Below are 14,488 nucleotides of genomic sequence, written 5' to 3'. Positions count from 1 at the left end.
TCCTACCCCGAACGATAGCATATAAAAAAGCTTTGTTGTATATTTTGTTGAATTTTATAGCAGATTAATCAGATAATTGTCTTATGCAAATCCAAAATATTCTGGTCATTGTCATAGCGCGTTTCGGTGATACCTTACTGGTGACACCGGTACTTCGTGCTTTAAAACAGAAGTGGCCTGGTGCGAATATTGATGTTATGGCGCATAAAAGAACTAAACAGATTCTTGAAAATATAAGTGATATCAATAGATTGACTGCTTTTTCAAAAGGCAAGGCAAAATGGTGTGGTTGGTTTACCGGTAAACATTATGATTTGGCTTTAGTATATAGCGACGATAAACCATTATTACAGTATGCAAAACGCAAATCATGCTTAACAGTTTCATTTTCAGATGAATCTTCGTTGCAATCGGGTTGGATAGCAGTGAAAAAGCCAGAAGTATTGATGCCAGCTCAACAAGAACGGGCGATGCTTGCTAATGCGGTAGATGTTGAGGTGAGTGATTGGCGGTTGAATTATTGTGTTAGTGAAGGGGAGCTACGTTTTGCCGATGATTTTATGCGGCAGCGTCATTTGGATAATAAGCTCCTGATTGGTTTGCAGTTACAAAGCTTCCCGGCAAAAGCTTATCGTGACTGGCCGGTTGAACATTTTTATAAATTAGCGCAATGCATTTATCGCGGTTATCCACATTCGCATATTATGTTATTAGGTAGCACTGATGGTGAAATTGTTGCTCAATCACTGGCAGAAAGACTCGGTGCTGAAAAATGTACTTCTCTGGTGGGGAGGCTGACAATGCGACAAAATGCTGCAATGATGAGCAAACTTGATTTGTACGTTGGTGTTGATACTGGGCCGACACATTTAGCCGGCGCATTAGGTATCCCGATGGTTGCGATGTATCACAGTTTTCACCCGGGCCGTTTTTTAGCGCCTCAACAGCATGCACATTTGGTGGTTATTGAGCATCCCGTTCATTATATGCAAGCCACACGTGAAGATCCGATGTCTGCTATATCTGTTGAGCAAGTCTGGCAGGCAACTCAGAAATTATTGGCAACCAGGTCAGCAGGGTAATAGACAGATGAAAATAGGTTTAATTGATGTCACTGTGACTATGTCTTACGGTGGCATTCAGACGGCAGTCTGGGAACTTGCGAAAGCGCTGACTGATGCCGGTCATGAGATCCATATTTTGGGTGGAACGGGTGATGTCCGGCCAGAACTAAATGGAAGAGCAATACGGATTCATACTTTTCCATTCACTCCCAGAGAGAAAGTGATTAATATCGGTCGGCGTTTTCAGCGTATTATTGAACGTTACTCGTTTGCTCGCCATGCCCGTAATACGGTTATTACTGAAGATTTTGACTGGATTATTCTGACTAAACCATTTGATTTTTTCTGGCCGCGAATGATGCCGAAAGGGAGTCGTACTAAGTTTTGTTATATGAGCGGCGGTACCAGTTTCTTCAAGGGTGACAGGACGCTGAGTAAACGAATTTCAGCTTGGGTAGCATGCAGTCATTTTAATGCCTGGCAGATTCAGCACCATTTTAAACAATTCCCAAAGGTTATTTACAATGGCGTTGATATTAATAAATTCAGGCCGGCTGACTCTGCCGTCAGAACTCGTCTTGGAATTAGCGATAAAACATTTTTGCTGACCTTTGCTGGGCGTTTGGTTGGTTGGAAAGGTATGCATGTGGCGATTGATGCAATGGCTCAGCTACAGGATAAAGATGTTAAATTACTGATTATCGGGGTGGGTGAAGATCTGAAACGTTTGGAAAAACGGGTTGCGGCGCTGCGACTGGCAAAACAGGTAATTTTTCACCCGCCTGTAGGACATGATCAATTGCCTGAATATTATGCTGCTGGTGATGCGGGGATCTTCCCAAGTATTGGTGATGAAGCGTTTGGAATAACAATCGCGGAAGCTATGGCGTGTGGCAGACCTGTTATTGCCAGTTATATCGGAGGCATACCGGAAGTTGTCGGTAACGAGAATAAGTCAGGTATTTTGGTCACGCCAGGGGATGCTTCAGCCATTGTCGATGCAGTTAATTTTTTATTGTCTCAGCCAGACAGAGGGCTAATAATGGGAAAAGAAGCTCGCCAGCGGATTGAAACAATGTATACCTGGGAACATTCAGCCAATCGTTTACTGAAAGCAATAAACAATGAAGATTGCCTATATTGATCCTTATCCGGTTCCTGATTATCGGGTTGCATCATTACAAATTTTGCAGAATGTTGATGCGTTTGCTCGACAGGGAGCTGATGTCTATCTGGTTACGCCTGAAGGTAAAAATACCGCAGAGGAGATTCTTGGACGCTCATTATCATCATCGGCTACATTGATATCATTACGCAATATCCGGCGTAAATGGTATTTTCCGTTTAATACCCAAAAGATGTTCTATTTTCAGGTTTCCAGTTGGTTGAAAAAGAACAGAATAGATGCCGCTTTTACCCGTAATCTGAAAATGGCGAAGTATCTCTTATGTAAACATCCAGAAATTCCTCTTTTTTTCGAAAGTCATGAAGTTTTTGCTCAGTCGTTTAAAGAGTCACATGATTTGAGTAAAAATAGAGATCAGCATAAATATCAGAAGTTAAGAGAAACTGAACATCTTGTTTATAGTCAGTCTAAGGTTGTTTTTGTTCTGACTTCGCTACTGCGTGATGACATTATCAATGAATATAATGTCGAGACATCCATTGTTGTTACGCCAGATGGTGTAGATATGCTGGCAGTAGAGTCGATATCATCAAATAAACTCGCATCAATTAACAGCAAATTACCAACCCAAATTCTTTATCTGGGAAGTTTGCATCATTGGAAGGGGGTTCCGACGGCGATTAAGGCGATGAGTTATCTTGAAAATGCAGTACTGAATATTGCGGGTGGTGAACCAGAACAGATTCAACAGTTACGGCAAATTGCTCAGCAGATTGGTGTTTGTGGCCGAGTCAATTTTCTTGGATTTATTCAGCCTAAATTGCGTTTCCAGATAATTGCAGATAATGATATTTGTCTGTTGCCATTAACTAAAACCAGTATTGGCAGCCGCTATACCTCACCACTGAAGCTATTTGAGTATATGGCGATGGGGAAACCCGTGGTTATTTCCGATTTTCCTTCTATTCGTGATGTGGTTGATGAAAACGCGGTCAGTTTTGCTGACAGTGAAAATGCGGCAAGTTTTGCTCAGCAAATCCAGTTATTGAGAGACAATCCAGGGAGAGTTAAAGCACAGGTCGGTTATGCAAAAATATTGGTAACAGAGAGTTTTAACTGGGATAAGCGGGCCAGGCTTATTATGCAGACGATATCAAAGGATATTTCTGCATAATAATCGGTGTGGAGAAGTCATATACAGCCACTGATGATATGGCTGGGATATTTTGCTAGTCACTTTTCTTTTTATACAGCGCAATCATCAAGCCAAATAAAATACCTATTTCATTGATATAGGTATTTTCAAAGGCGCCACGGACAATAAATAGTCCGATAAACCCGGTCAGTAGAATGATACCTGCCTGCTTTATCCTTCCGCTGTTACGGGTGATAATATGACTACCGGTGTACAGCGCTGAGATAGTCATCAATAAAGTTGTGATCAGGCCGATGATTCCACCTGCAAACCAGAGCGCCAGAAAGATATTATGGGGGCCGATAGACGTGCGAAATATCCAGTTTGGATAGTCAGCAGCTCGTTCGTTGTAGACTTTATGGTAGACTTTATTGCCATAACCATAGCCTTTGATAGGGTTTTCCATGATTAAAGCCAGAGCAGAGCTTTGTACGCCATTGGTATATCGATGTGTACTGTCTGTTTGTGTGAGCTTATAAACTAATAGTTTGGTAGTTCCATTATCTATAGTGGTTAAGTGTGTTGTGACTGCTAATAAACCTAAACATATTGCTGCTGCAAGTGCCAGTTTCCATTCCCGGTTAATAACGATGATAAAGGCCGTTATAACAACAGCAGCTACCCAGGCACCACGGGTTAAGGTGCCTAACAACAGAAACAGGCTGATAGCCGAAGCAACAGCCAATATCAGCCAGCTAACTAAGGTATGCTTTTTCCACGATGCCCAAGTACAAAGTAAAATTGGGAAATAGAAAATGAAACCGTAGGAAAATTCCCGGTGGCTATAGCCGGTGAAAGGCATTTCACCCTGATTGTAGTTAATAATGTATCTACCGATATCGGTCAGGCATATTGCCAGCATCCCAATGGCGAATGAGAACAGAATCATCTTGGCAATGCTTTCTTTATTCTCTTTGTACAATACAACCGGAAAAGTAAAACTGAACAGCAGCAATCCATTCAGAATAGGTTTATTCATCTCTTGAAAACTCAATGCGGGATCGACTGAAATCGCGACTGAATAGAACATTGCTAAGATGAATAACAGAATAGACAGAAATAGGGAATTACGCATAGAGTGCATTACCTGACGAAAATCTGTTACCAGATAGGTCAGTGCGGTAATGCCAATCAGGATAATAACCAGGTTTTTATATCTTGTTATATCAGGCAGATAAACCAGGGCTATATAGATCCCAATAAGGGATAAATTCCATAATGATTTTTTATTACAATTTCTAAAATTAAACATATTCATTAATCTGTTTTCATTTCGGTTGAACTTGGTTGGAAATGATACATGAAAAGATTATCTTAATCTGCTGAGATGCAATAGAGTTGAAACAGACATACATAATACAGGAGCTATTATCATGCCAGAACTACCAGAGGTAGAAACCAGCCGGAGAGGGATAGAACCACATCTGGTAGGGAACGTGATCCAACATGCGGTAGTCCGGAATGGGAGGTTACGCTGGCCGGTAGCGGAAGAAATTATGAAGCTGAGTGATCAGTTTGTGCTCAGTGTTCAACGCCGGGCCAAATATTTGCTGATTGAATTGGCAGATGGTTGGATTATTGTTCATTTGGGTATGTCGGGCAGTTTGCGGATCTTATTGGAGGAATGCCCAGCGGAGAAACATGATCATGTGGATTTAGTCATGGCAGACGGCAAGGTTTTGCGTTATACCGACCCAAGACGGTTTGGAGCGTGGCTATGGAGTGATGATCTCAATCAGTGCTCAGTATTAACGCATTTGGGGCCTGAACCACTTTCTAATGATTTTAACGGCGCTTATCTCTACACTCGCTCAAATAGTAAAAGAACATTGATTAAGCCTTGGTTAATGGATAATAAACTGGTTGTCGGCGTCGGTAATATCTATGCGAATGAAGCGTTGTTTACTGCTCATATTCGGCCTGATCGCCCGTCATATACATTAACTGAGCGTGAGGCGAGTTTACTGGCAGAAACGATTAAAAAGGTCCTGCAACGATCTATTGAGCAGGGGGGGACAACACTCAGGGATTTCCTGCAATCTGATGGTAAACCGGGATATTTTGCTCAGGAACTGTTTGTGTATGGCAGGGCAGGAGAGCCATGCCGGATTTGTGGTGAGAAAATAGAAAGTATTAAACTTGGGCAGCGCAGTACTTTCTTTTGTCGTCGCTGCCAGTTTTAGTGGATGCCGGAGGCTTGGGGAGGCGTAGCATAGGGAGATATCCTACTGTGCGTCGCTCCCAGTAAGCTCAGTAAATTACTTGCCGAGTTTTTTTAGCATGGCTTGTGCAACAGGTTCTGGCAGGAATGATGAGATATCGCCATCGTGGCGGGCGACATCTTTAATCAAGGATGAAGATACAAACGAGAGATTTTGTGATGGCAGCAAAAAGACACTTTCTAATTCAGGCATAAAGTGGCGGTTCATATTGGCGAGCTGCCATTCATACTCAAAATCAGATACTGAACGGAGACCACGGATAAGAACATTGACTTGTTGTTTTTTGGCGAAATTAGCCATCAATTCACAAAAACCGACCACTTCTACATTATCCAGATGTGAGGTCACCTCTTTCGCTAGGGTAATGCGTTCATCTAGAGTAAACATTGGGTTCTTTCTGGCACTATTGGCGATAGCAAATAAAACGTGGTCAAACATATTTGCAGCGCGGGTAACGATATCAATATGCCCATAGGTAACAGGATCAAATGTTCCGGGATAAATAGCTTTGGTTGTCATCAATTTTTACCCTTTTGCAATCTCTTTTCCCACAACGCAACATATTTATTAAACGTATATTGAGCGTTAACGATAGCTAGTACTAACCCTTGTTTACCATCAAGAAAGCCAGCACGCAACAGCCAGGTTTTAAAGAAAGCGCCAAAAGTATGACTGAAAATCGAAAAATAACTGCACTGTTTACCTTGTTCATGACGCTGTTTTGCCCATGCTTTAGCGTAATTCAGTTGTTTTGTCTGAAACTCCATCAGATTACGACAAGTAAGATGGCGTAAATCCCCTGGCAAAATAACAATTGGAACTCCATGAGATTCAAGGGATTCATGAACCTGATTATCATTGTATTGATAACGATTGCGGGCGTAGAGGCGAATAACCCGATCCGGGTACCAGCCGCTGTGTTGCATAAAGCGGCCAAGAAACAGATTCCGGCGGGCGCAACTATAGACCTTGTTGTCATCAGCATGTGCCAGAACCTGCTCTATGGATACTCTCAGTTCTGGCGTCACACGCTCATCGGTATCAATCATAAAAATATAATCGCCAGAAGCATATTGCTGAGCTAATTGACGCTGACGACCAAACCCCGGCCAGTGAATATTAGAGAATACTTTTGCCCCCATTGCCTGTGCTATCTGGCAGGTATCGTCTGAACTGCCAGAATCAAGCACGATGATCTCATCAGCCCAACTGACTGAGGCCAGGCAATCTGCTATCAGATCCGCTGAATTCTTAGCAATCATTACAACGGAAAGGCGCTTTCTCTCATTCATTTAGTGACTCCGGGGCGGGAGGTAGGGTTCCAGTAATTTAAGCAGACGTTGAAGCGCTCCCTGATTTTCATGTAATACCTCCGCTGCATGGCGGCCATAATACAGGCGATAATCTTCGTCAGTCAGTAAACTATTGATTTCGGTGAACAAAGACTGGCTATCCGTAACGGTAATCAGACCATTAGCCTGATCCAGTTTGGCGCAGATATCTTTAAAATTAAAGGTATGTGGGCCCATTAACACCGGAATGGCATGAGCTGCGGCTTCCAGTGGGTTATGCCCGCCGCGTTCAACCAGGCTGCCGCCAACAAAAGCCAGATCGGCAATACCATAGAGCAGCATCAGCTCACCCATAGTATCGCCGATAACAACCTGAATATTGGCGTCAGGAATTTTATCGTAGCTGCGAAGGATATAACTTAGCCCGGCTTTCTTTGTTAATTCTTCAGCTTTAGCAAAACGTTCAGGATGACGCGGCACCAGGATAAGCAGCAGATTTGGACACTGTTTTAGTAACTTGCAATGAGCATCCAGAATAATGCTCTCTTCTCCATCATGGGTACTGGTCGCTATCCAGACAGGACGGCGAGCAGCCCATTGGCGTCGTAATGTTACGGCTTTAGCTGCCAATTCAGGTGTTACTGAGATATCGAATTTCAAACTACCGGTGACAGCCAGTTGAGAGCGCCTCAAACCTAGTTCAATAAAACGTTCGCTATCTTCCTGATTCTGAGCCGAAATCAGGGTAATTTTTCGTAAAATTATTTTTACGAAATTACCGACTTTCTGGTATCCCGCCGCTGAACGTGCAGATAAACGGGCATTAGCAATAACCAGAGGAATGTTACGTTGGTGGAGTTGAAAAATCAGATTAGGCCAAAGTTCTGTTTCCATAATGATGACTAACTTTGGATTAACTTGATTGAGAAAACGCTCCATGGAGCCGGGAAGATCGTATGGCAAATAGACGTGATTGACATCATTCCCCAACGCGGAGAGGACTCTTTCTGAACCCGTTGGCGTCATCGTCGTCACCGTAATCGGTAAAAAAGGGTAATGATGGCGTAAAGCTCTAACTAAAGGGATTGCAGCCAATGTCTCACCGACGGACACTGAGTGAAGCAGAATGCCCCCAGCGGCAACTTTACCGGCACAGAAACCATAACGTTCACCCCAACGTTTACGGTAAGCAGGAGCCTTGCGGCTGCGAAGTAATAAACGCAACCAAATCAGAGGTTGGATAAGGTAGAGAAGTACCTGATATAAACGCAGTAACATTCTATCAAATTCATTTATATAAATTAGCGCCAATAGTATCACACTGCTTCAAAGAAAGTATGAAAATGCGTATGGCTTCTAGAATCTGAACAGAATAGGAGCGGTAAATTAGGTTTTTGGGGTAAAATTGTGCTTCTATTATATATAAAAGTAGCAGGAGTTTTTTACAGCTTCCGAACATATAGAGACAGCTTTTTCCTTATTATCTGTGCCTTTATACTGGGAATGCCATGAGTAAATTAACAACCCGATTTAGCCGTATTCTGATAATAAAGTTACGACATCATGGTGATGTGCTATTAGTTACACCTGTTATTAATACTCTGAAGGAGAATTATCCCTCAGTAGAAATTGATGTTTTACTCTACAAAGAAACAGAACCTATACTGGCTAATTTTTCTTCTGTAGCAAACATATTTTCTATGGATAGGCAATGGAAGAAGCAAGGAACCAGAGCACGTTTTAGTCATGAATGGAGATTACTTAAACAATTAAGGAGTCGTAAATATGACATAGTTATTAATCTCTCTGATCAATGGTATAGTGCGTTTGTGACACGATTTACCAGAGCAAAAGTACGTATTGGGTTTGATTTAGCAAAACGACGAAGCTTGTTTTGGAAAAAATGTTTCACAAATCTAGTGCCAACAGAGCATAGTGAATTTTTGCATATTGTTGAGCAAAATTTGTCAACTCTTTCGCTGTTAAATCTTTCATCGACCAGTACTAAAGTGACAATGAGTTACCGTCGGGAGGATAGAGACGCTGTCCGGGCACTTCTTGAGCAGCGCGGGGTAAGTCAAAAATATATTGTTGTGCAGCCAACATCCCGCTGGTTTTTCAAATGTTGGGATGAGAAAAAGATGGGTGAAACGATTAGTGCATTACAGTCTGATGGTTGGACAATTGTTGTTACCTCCGGGCCAGATCGTAAGGAAGAAGATATGGTCGAGACTATTTTATCAAGCTGCCCAAAAGAGAGAGTTATTTCTTTTGCTGGCCTATTAACTTTACCTCAACTTGCAGCGCTGATTGATGAAGCTAATTTATTCATAGGGGTAGACTCTATTTCTATGCATATGGCCGCAGCATTGAAAACACCTTGTATTGCTTTATTTGGGCCATCAAAGTTAGTATTCTGGCACCCATGGGAAGCGAAGGGTGAAGTAATTTGGGCTGGTGATTATGGTGATTTACCTGATCCTGATGATGTTGATACTAAAACGGGCATACGTTATCTGAATGTCATTCCCAGTGATGTAGTTATTGCTGCTGCCCGGAGAAATTTATTATGAAATCAGTACGTCTTGCGATTGTTCGGCAGAAATATCGTCCGGATGGCGGCGCAGAACGTTTTGTCTCCCGCGCCTTAGAAGCTTTAGGTAATGAAAATCTGGAGCTTAATGTTATTACTCGTTCCTGGCAGGGAGACATGAGTCCTGACTGGCATGTTCATTTAGCAAATTCTCATAAATGGGGAAGAATCAGCCGTGAGAGAGGATTTGCTAAAGCGGCCAGAGCAGTATGGGAAAAAGAGCAATTTGATCTTGTTCAAAGTCACGAACGCATTGCTGGTTGCGATATTTACCGTGCGGGTGATGGTGTTCATCAGCGGTGGTTGCAACAGCGTGCCCGGGTTTTATCCCCCTGGAGAGGCAAATTACTTTTTGCGAGTCGTTACCATCGTTATGTTATGGATGCTGAGCAAAAAATGTATTCGGCGCCAGAACTAAAAATGGTTATTTGTAACTCGGAAATGGTAAAATGGGAGGTCATGGCGGATTTTGACCTTTCGGAGAGAAAAATATCAGTTATTTATAATGCGATAGACCATAAGCAATTTTTTCCGGCAATAGAATCTCAGAGAATTCTGTTAAGGAAAGAATATGATCTTCCCCAACAGGCAAAATGTTTCATTTATGTTGGTTCCGGGTTTGAGCGAAAGGGGCTAAAAGTAGCGATTCAAGCAGTTAGTGCTACTGATGCATATTTAATTGTTGTGGGTCAGGATAAAGAAGAGAAGAAATATAAGCAGTTAGCCAATTCTCTGGGGTGCAATGCGCGAATCAGATTTATGGGCGTTCAGAAAAAGACACTGCCTTTTTATCAGATTGCAGATGGTTTGTTGTTACCTACCTTATATGATCCGTTCCCAAATGTAATATTGGAGGCAATGGCTTGCGGGCTTCCGGTCATAACCAGTACGACATGCGGTGGCGCTGAATTTGTTACCTCTGGAAGTAACGGGTTTGTATGTGATGCTTTGGATATCCGGGATATTACAGAAGCGATTCAAAATACGCCTTCTGATCATTTGAATAATAAAATGTCAGAATTAGCGAGAACTAAGGTGCTGCCTTACACACCGGAACATTTATCACAACAGCTGATTGGACTATACGAAAGGGTGCTCTCATCATGAAAGGACACATATTATTTATCATTGATGGATTACCTGGTGGAGGCGCAGAAAATGTCACTATCCGGCTTTGTGATGGTCTGCAACAGAAAGGGTATGATATTACGCTACTTTCTCTGGCGGAAAAATGTGAGTATTTAGTGCCTGATGGCATTGAACTGATTATTGATGCTGACGAGTACAATGGGCCTTTCAGAAGACAGACTGAGATTTGCCGTAGGGCTAAATCTATGGATAAAGTTTTAGAAAAAATATTTCTTCGGAAGGGAATCCCCTCATTGATTGTATCAAATTTGCATAAAACCGATCGCATTGTCGTAAAATCAAAGGTACTGGCGGGATTAAATGTGTGGTTTTGTATTCATGGTGTGTTCTCGAATTCGTACCTTGGCAATAAAAGCGGATTACCCCGTTGGATAAAGAAACAGAAAATTAAATGGACATATAATAATCGGAATCTAATTTGTGTCTCTGATGCCGTCGGGAAAGATTTAGCCATTAATCTGTCACTCAAGCCTAAGAAAATGGTGACAATTTATAATCCTTTCAACATTCCTGACATTAAAGAAAAATCTTGGCAAAATAATCCTTATTCGGATGAAACGTATTTATTACATGTTGGCCGATTTCACCAGGTTAAGCGGCATGATCGTTTATTGGAGGCTTTTGCGAAAGCAGCTCTGCCATGTAAATTATTGATTGTTGGTCATGGAGATGCGTCTATTACTCAACAGATAAAACAAAAGATTGCGGATTTAAACTTACAATCTAAAGTCATCCTAACCGGATTCCTCGAAAACCCATTACCTGTTATTCGTGGGGCTAAAGCGGTTGTCTTAAGTTCTGACAGTGAAGGGCTGGGTAATGTACTGATTGAATCATTGATTTGCGATACTCCAATTGTCAGTGTGGCATGTCCGGGTGGAGTGAATGAAATTATGGTTGGTGAGCTGGAAAAATATAAATCAGAACTGACCGTTGGCTCACTTGCAGAGAAAATGACGCTTGTTTTCTTGGAACCTCCAGTCATCACAGAGGATATGTATAAGAAGTTTGATTTAGATATTGTTTTGGCAAAATATTTATCTTTATAAAGCTTAATAAGCTAACTAATTGTTTATTCTGAGTAAATAAAGTTGCACATAGCTACTCTTTTAGCGATAAGTTAATTGCGCTGTATCGCTGACCTGCGTACCATAACGCCATTATTTTGGGTTTGTTTTGGGCACATCTCTAATGACTTTACCTGCATTTATTATCACGATTGATACTGAAGGTGATGACCTGTGGCAAAACCACAGCCAGATTTCAACAGAAAATACGCGTTATTTACCAAGATTTCAGGGTCTATGTGAACGTTTTGGTTTTAAACCAGTTTGGTTGACGAACTATGAGATGGCTATGGATGATTTATACATTGACTTTGCTAAAGATGTTATTGCCAGAGGTCAAGGTGAAATAGGTATGCATTTACATGCCTGGAATAATCCCCCTCTTGTTCCTCTTACCGACGATGATATGCGCTATAAACCTTATCTGATTGAATTTCCAAAAGAACAAGTCAGAGCCAAAGTTGGTCTAATGACTCAGTTATTAGAAGATAAACTACAAACTAAAATGTTGAGCCATCGGGCGGGTCGTTGGGCATTTAATGAATATTATGCTGAATTGTTGGTGGAATATGGTTATCAAGTCGATTGTTCGGTAACGCCGCGGGTTAATTGGCGTTTCACAAAAGGTGATCCTAATGGTAACGGTGGAACTGATTATAGCCACTTTCCATCTTATGCCTATTTTATGGATTTGCAGGATATCGCCAAAGAAGGCCGTTCTTCTTTGCTGGAAGTACCAATGAGCATCCAGTATAAGCACTCTCCGTTGATGAACTCCCTGAAACAGAAATACGATAATTTGCGTGGAAAGCAGCGTTCTCCTTCGGTTAACTGGTTACGGCCAAAAGGCGGTAATCTGGAGCAAATGAAGAAAGTTATTCAGCAAACATTGGCAGAAGGCGGCGATTATGTTGAATTTATGCTGCATTCATCTGAATTTATGCCTGGTGGTAGCCCGACATTTAAAAATGAAGAACAAATTGAGAATCTTTATCAGGATTTGGAGGAATTATTTAACTATTTGAAATCTCGGGTTCAAGGGATGACATTGGCTGAATATTACCAGTTAAAGAAGTCATAATAATTGAGAAAATAAAATTGACAGGATTAACAGATGCTACTGAATTTCGGTTGGAAATTAGGTTCTTTCAGTGATTATCGAGAGGCTTATAATTTATATGGAGGAAGTGTGATCACTTCTCCAAAAGTCTTGGATTTTTTCCATAAGCGTTTTCAGCTAAATGAGAAATTCTATATAAAAAGAGATAGTTCTGGGAATATCATTGGTGGTATCTGTAGCTGGAGAGATCGTTACCTCGCTGGTGAGCAGAAAATTGTCATTAAAGAAGGGATTAACAGATATCCACTTAATTTTGATGAGATAATATTGCCGATTAGATCGAATGTTAGATCTATTATTCCATTTAAATCAAAGTTTATGTCGTCAAAAAATAAAGTTAATACTATTAACTGCTCGGATAAATTAAATTCTAAAAGACAGATCTGTCTGGTTAAGGATATCTCTAGGAAAACAAGAGAAACAAGAAATAGAGAGTTGAATCGTTTTATAAAAAGTGGGGGTAGTGTTGTTAATGTTGATCATTATGATGCGAAAGAATTAACAGATATTTATGATTATCTCTATTTTAAACGCAGGAATGAACATGCATATAAAAGTGAAATACAGGAAATTCTTGAAGAAATACCCTCTATAAATTTTGGCAATATTTTATGGTTAGAAGGAAATCCTTGCGCAATGCAATTTATTGTTAAAAAACAATGTGAAAAATGGATTTGCTATGACTACGTTAATAGCGGAATGGATTTGAGTTATCCAAATCTATCGCTAGGAACGGTTTCTACATGGGTTAATGTTAAGGATGCTATTGAATATAGTCGTGAAAATAATTTAGAGATGAGATTTAGTTTCGGACGGCCAACATTTGAATATAAAAATAGGTGGTGTAATAGAGACAACTTACAAAGAGTGATTTTCCCTTAATTGTTATGATAATAATGGAGCATTAGCACAGGATATGAAAACTTTTATTGTTAACCTTAAACATTCTACAGAGAGAAGGAAAAGAATAGAAGAACAATGTATTAAACTAAACTTAGATTATGAATTTATTGAAGCCGTTGATGGCCGCCTGTTATCACAGGAGGAGTTACAGAGACAAACAAGAGAATTAAGTGATGCTATAACGCCTGGTGAGATTGGGTGTGCTTTAAGTCATATAAAAATCTACAGGAATATAGTTGAAAATAATATTCCTATGGCATTAATATTAGAGGATGATGTTATCTTAAATGAACGATTGCCTACATTCTTAAATGAAATTCAGCAAGAAAAGATAATAGCCCCTTCTACTATTCTTTTGAGTAAAGCCAGTCAATATTTTGAACACTCCAAATATAAGCTTCCTTGTGGTGTGGATATTAAATCGGTATTGAACGCTTCATTAACCTGTGGTTATGTATTGAATAATCAGGCAGCTAAAAACTTCATTGCTTTTCTTTATCCTGTATGGCTGGTTGCAGATCGCTGGCCGTTTTTCAGGGAAAATGGAGTTATAAAATTATGTTGTACAGTGCCCGTTTTGGTTACAGAAAGTGAGGATGCTGTTAATACAACCATATCGGGGAGAGATAGTGAGCATAATATTAAGGCAGGAAAAATTTGGAAAGAAATAAGGAAAAGAAGGCCCTTTTCGGTAAAGATTAAAAATATATTATGGAAAGTCTTTGTTAGAAAAATATATAAAATTAAAAAAGATTGA

At 40.6% G+C, this 14,488-nt stretch carries 14 protein-coding genes; 10 read left to right on the top strand and 4 right to left on the bottom strand.

The window, feature by feature from the left end:
- The first annotated feature begins 83 nt into the window (after positions 1 to 83).
- From ABR397_RS01490 to ABR397_RS01480, 3 genes are read left to right on the top strand one after another with little or no spacing between them, the layout of a single operon-like run.
- Positions 84 to 1,082 carry a glycosyltransferase family 9 protein gene (locus ABR397_RS01490; RefSeq protein ID WP_350304162.1) on the top strand — a complete coding sequence of 333 codons (999 nt, stop codon included), beginning with the start codon at positions 84 to 86 and terminating at the stop codon, positions 1,080 to 1,082.
- Between the two features lie 7 nt (positions 1,083 to 1,089).
- Positions 1,090 to 2,208 carry a glycosyltransferase family 4 protein gene (locus tag ABR397_RS01485; RefSeq protein WP_350304161.1) on the top strand — a complete coding sequence of 373 codons (1,119 nt, stop codon included), beginning with the start codon at positions 1,090 to 1,092 and terminating at the stop codon, positions 2,206 to 2,208.
- The gene (locus ABR397_RS01480; RefSeq protein WP_350304160.1) at positions 2,189 to 3,364 is read left to right on the top strand and encodes a glycosyltransferase; all 1,176 of its coding nucleotides are present in this window, start codon (positions 2,189 to 2,191) and stop codon (positions 3,362 to 3,364) included. The genes ABR397_RS01485 and ABR397_RS01480 overlap by 20 nt, the downstream gene beginning before the upstream one ends.
- Positions 3,365 to 3,419: 55 nt before the next feature.
- On the opposite strand, the gene rfaL is transcribed toward ABR397_RS01480, so the two are convergent.
- On the bottom strand, positions 3,420 to 4,643 hold the full coding sequence (rfaL, locus tag ABR397_RS01475) for an O-antigen ligase RfaL (RefSeq protein WP_350304159.1): 1,224 nt from the start codon (positions 4,641 to 4,643) through the stop codon (positions 3,420 to 3,422).
- 115 nt (positions 4,644 to 4,758) lie between these two features.
- Here rfaL and mutM point away from each other — a divergent pair, with 115 nt between their 5' ends.
- On the top strand, positions 4,759 to 5,568 hold the full coding sequence (mutM, locus tag ABR397_RS01470; RefSeq protein WP_350304158.1) for a bifunctional DNA-formamidopyrimidine glycosylase/DNA-(apurinic or apyrimidinic site) lyase: 810 nt from the start codon (positions 4,759 to 4,761) through the stop codon (positions 5,566 to 5,568).
- 75 nt (positions 5,569 to 5,643) lie between these two features.
- On the opposite strand, the gene coaD is transcribed toward mutM, so the two are convergent.
- From coaD to waaA, 3 genes are read right to left on the bottom strand one after another with little or no spacing between them, the layout of a single operon-like run.
- Positions 5,644 to 6,126, bottom strand: coding sequence for a pantetheine-phosphate adenylyltransferase (gene coaD / locus ABR397_RS01465; protein ID WP_046974543.1), 483 nt, complete (start codon positions 6,124 to 6,126; stop codon positions 5,644 to 5,646).
- Positions 6,126 to 6,899, bottom strand: coding sequence for a glycosyltransferase family 2 protein (locus ABR397_RS01460; RefSeq protein WP_350304157.1), 774 nt, complete (start codon positions 6,897 to 6,899; stop codon positions 6,126 to 6,128). The genes coaD and ABR397_RS01460 overlap by 1 nt, the downstream gene beginning before the upstream one ends.
- A complete protein-coding gene (waaA, locus tag ABR397_RS01455) occupies positions 6,900 to 8,177 on the bottom strand; it encodes a lipid IV(A) 3-deoxy-D-manno-octulosonic acid transferase (RefSeq protein WP_350304156.1) in 1,278 nt (425 codons plus the stop codon).
- A 230-nt stretch (positions 8,178 to 8,407) separates the two neighbouring features.
- Here waaA and rfaQ point away from each other — a divergent pair, with 230 nt between their 5' ends.
- From rfaQ to ABR397_RS01425, 6 genes are all read left to right on the top strand, one after another.
- Positions 8,408 to 9,472, top strand: a complete 1,065-nt coding sequence (rfaQ, locus tag ABR397_RS01450; protein WP_350304155.1) for a putative lipopolysaccharide heptosyltransferase III — start codon at positions 8,408 to 8,410, stop codon at positions 9,470 to 9,472.
- Positions 9,469 to 10,599, top strand: a complete 1,131-nt coding sequence (locus ABR397_RS01445) for a glycosyltransferase family 4 protein (protein ID WP_350304154.1) — start codon at positions 9,469 to 9,471, stop codon at positions 10,597 to 10,599. Before rfaQ ends, ABR397_RS01445 begins: the two co-directional genes overlap by 4 nt.
- Complete coding sequence (locus ABR397_RS01440; protein WP_350304153.1) at positions 10,596 to 11,690, top strand: glycosyltransferase; 1,095 nt, start codon at positions 10,596 to 10,598, stop codon at positions 11,688 to 11,690. Before ABR397_RS01445 ends, ABR397_RS01440 begins: the two co-directional genes overlap by 4 nt.
- Positions 11,691 to 11,832: 142 nt before the next feature.
- Positions 11,833 to 12,789, top strand: a complete 957-nt coding sequence (locus ABR397_RS01435; protein WP_350304191.1) for a polysaccharide deacetylase family protein — start codon at positions 11,833 to 11,835, stop codon at positions 12,787 to 12,789.
- 33 nt (positions 12,790 to 12,822) lie between these two features.
- Positions 12,823 to 13,710 (top strand): GNAT family protein, encoded by an 888-nt coding sequence (locus ABR397_RS01430; RefSeq protein ID WP_350304152.1) that lies wholly within the window; start codon positions 12,823 to 12,825, stop codon positions 13,708 to 13,710.
- Between the two features lie 34 nt (positions 13,711 to 13,744).
- A complete protein-coding gene (locus ABR397_RS01425) occupies positions 13,745 to 14,488 on the top strand; it encodes a glycosyltransferase family 25 protein (protein ID WP_350304151.1) in 744 nt (247 codons plus the stop codon).

Origin of the sequence: Photorhabdus viridis, from assembly GCF_040256935.1 — a bacterium.
In the GTDB taxonomy this organism is placed as follows: Bacteria; Pseudomonadota; Gammaproteobacteria; order Enterobacterales; family Enterobacteriaceae; genus Photorhabdus; species Photorhabdus viridis.
The sequence above is the reverse complement of the archived record's forward strand: the minus strand, read 5'-3'. Positions and strand labels throughout refer to the sequence as shown.

Excerpts from the sequence above, each read along its gene's own strand:
- ABR397_RS01490 (WP_350304162.1), top strand. The coding sequence starts at position 84 with ATGCAAATCCAAAATATTCTGGTCATTGTCATAGCGCGTTTCGGTGAT.
- ABR397_RS01485 (WP_350304161.1), top strand. The coding sequence starts at position 1,090 with ATGAAAATAGGTTTAATTGATGTCACTGTGACTATGTCTTACGGTGGC.
- ABR397_RS01480 (WP_350304160.1), top strand. The coding sequence starts at position 2,189 with ATGAAGATTGCCTATATTGATCCTTATCCGGTTCCTGATTATCGGGTT.
- rfaL (WP_350304159.1), bottom strand. The coding sequence starts at position 4,643 with ATGAATATGTTTAATTTTAGAAATTGTAATAAAAAATCATTATGGAAT.
- mutM (WP_350304158.1), top strand. The coding sequence starts at position 4,759 with ATGCCAGAACTACCAGAGGTAGAAACCAGCCGGAGAGGGATAGAACCA.
- coaD (WP_046974543.1), bottom strand. The coding sequence starts at position 6,126 with ATGACAACCAAAGCTATTTATCCCGGAACATTTGATCCTGTTACCTAT.
- ABR397_RS01460 (WP_350304157.1), bottom strand. The coding sequence starts at position 6,899 with ATGAATGAGAGAAAGCGCCTTTCCGTTGTAATGATTGCTAAGAATTCA.
- waaA (WP_350304156.1), bottom strand. The coding sequence starts at position 8,177 with ATGTTACTGCGTTTATATCAGGTACTTCTCTACCTTATCCAACCTCTG.
- rfaQ (WP_350304155.1), top strand. The coding sequence starts at position 8,408 with ATGAGTAAATTAACAACCCGATTTAGCCGTATTCTGATAATAAAGTTA.
- ABR397_RS01445 (WP_350304154.1), top strand. The coding sequence starts at position 9,469 with ATGAAATCAGTACGTCTTGCGATTGTTCGGCAGAAATATCGTCCGGAT.
- ABR397_RS01440 (WP_350304153.1), top strand. The coding sequence starts at position 10,596 with ATGAAAGGACACATATTATTTATCATTGATGGATTACCTGGTGGAGGC.
- ABR397_RS01435 (WP_350304191.1), top strand. The coding sequence starts at position 11,833 with ATGACTTTACCTGCATTTATTATCACGATTGATACTGAAGGTGATGAC.
- ABR397_RS01430 (WP_350304152.1), top strand. The coding sequence starts at position 12,823 with ATGCTACTGAATTTCGGTTGGAAATTAGGTTCTTTCAGTGATTATCGA.
- ABR397_RS01425 (WP_350304151.1), top strand. The coding sequence starts at position 13,745 with ATGAAAACTTTTATTGTTAACCTTAAACATTCTACAGAGAGAAGGAAA.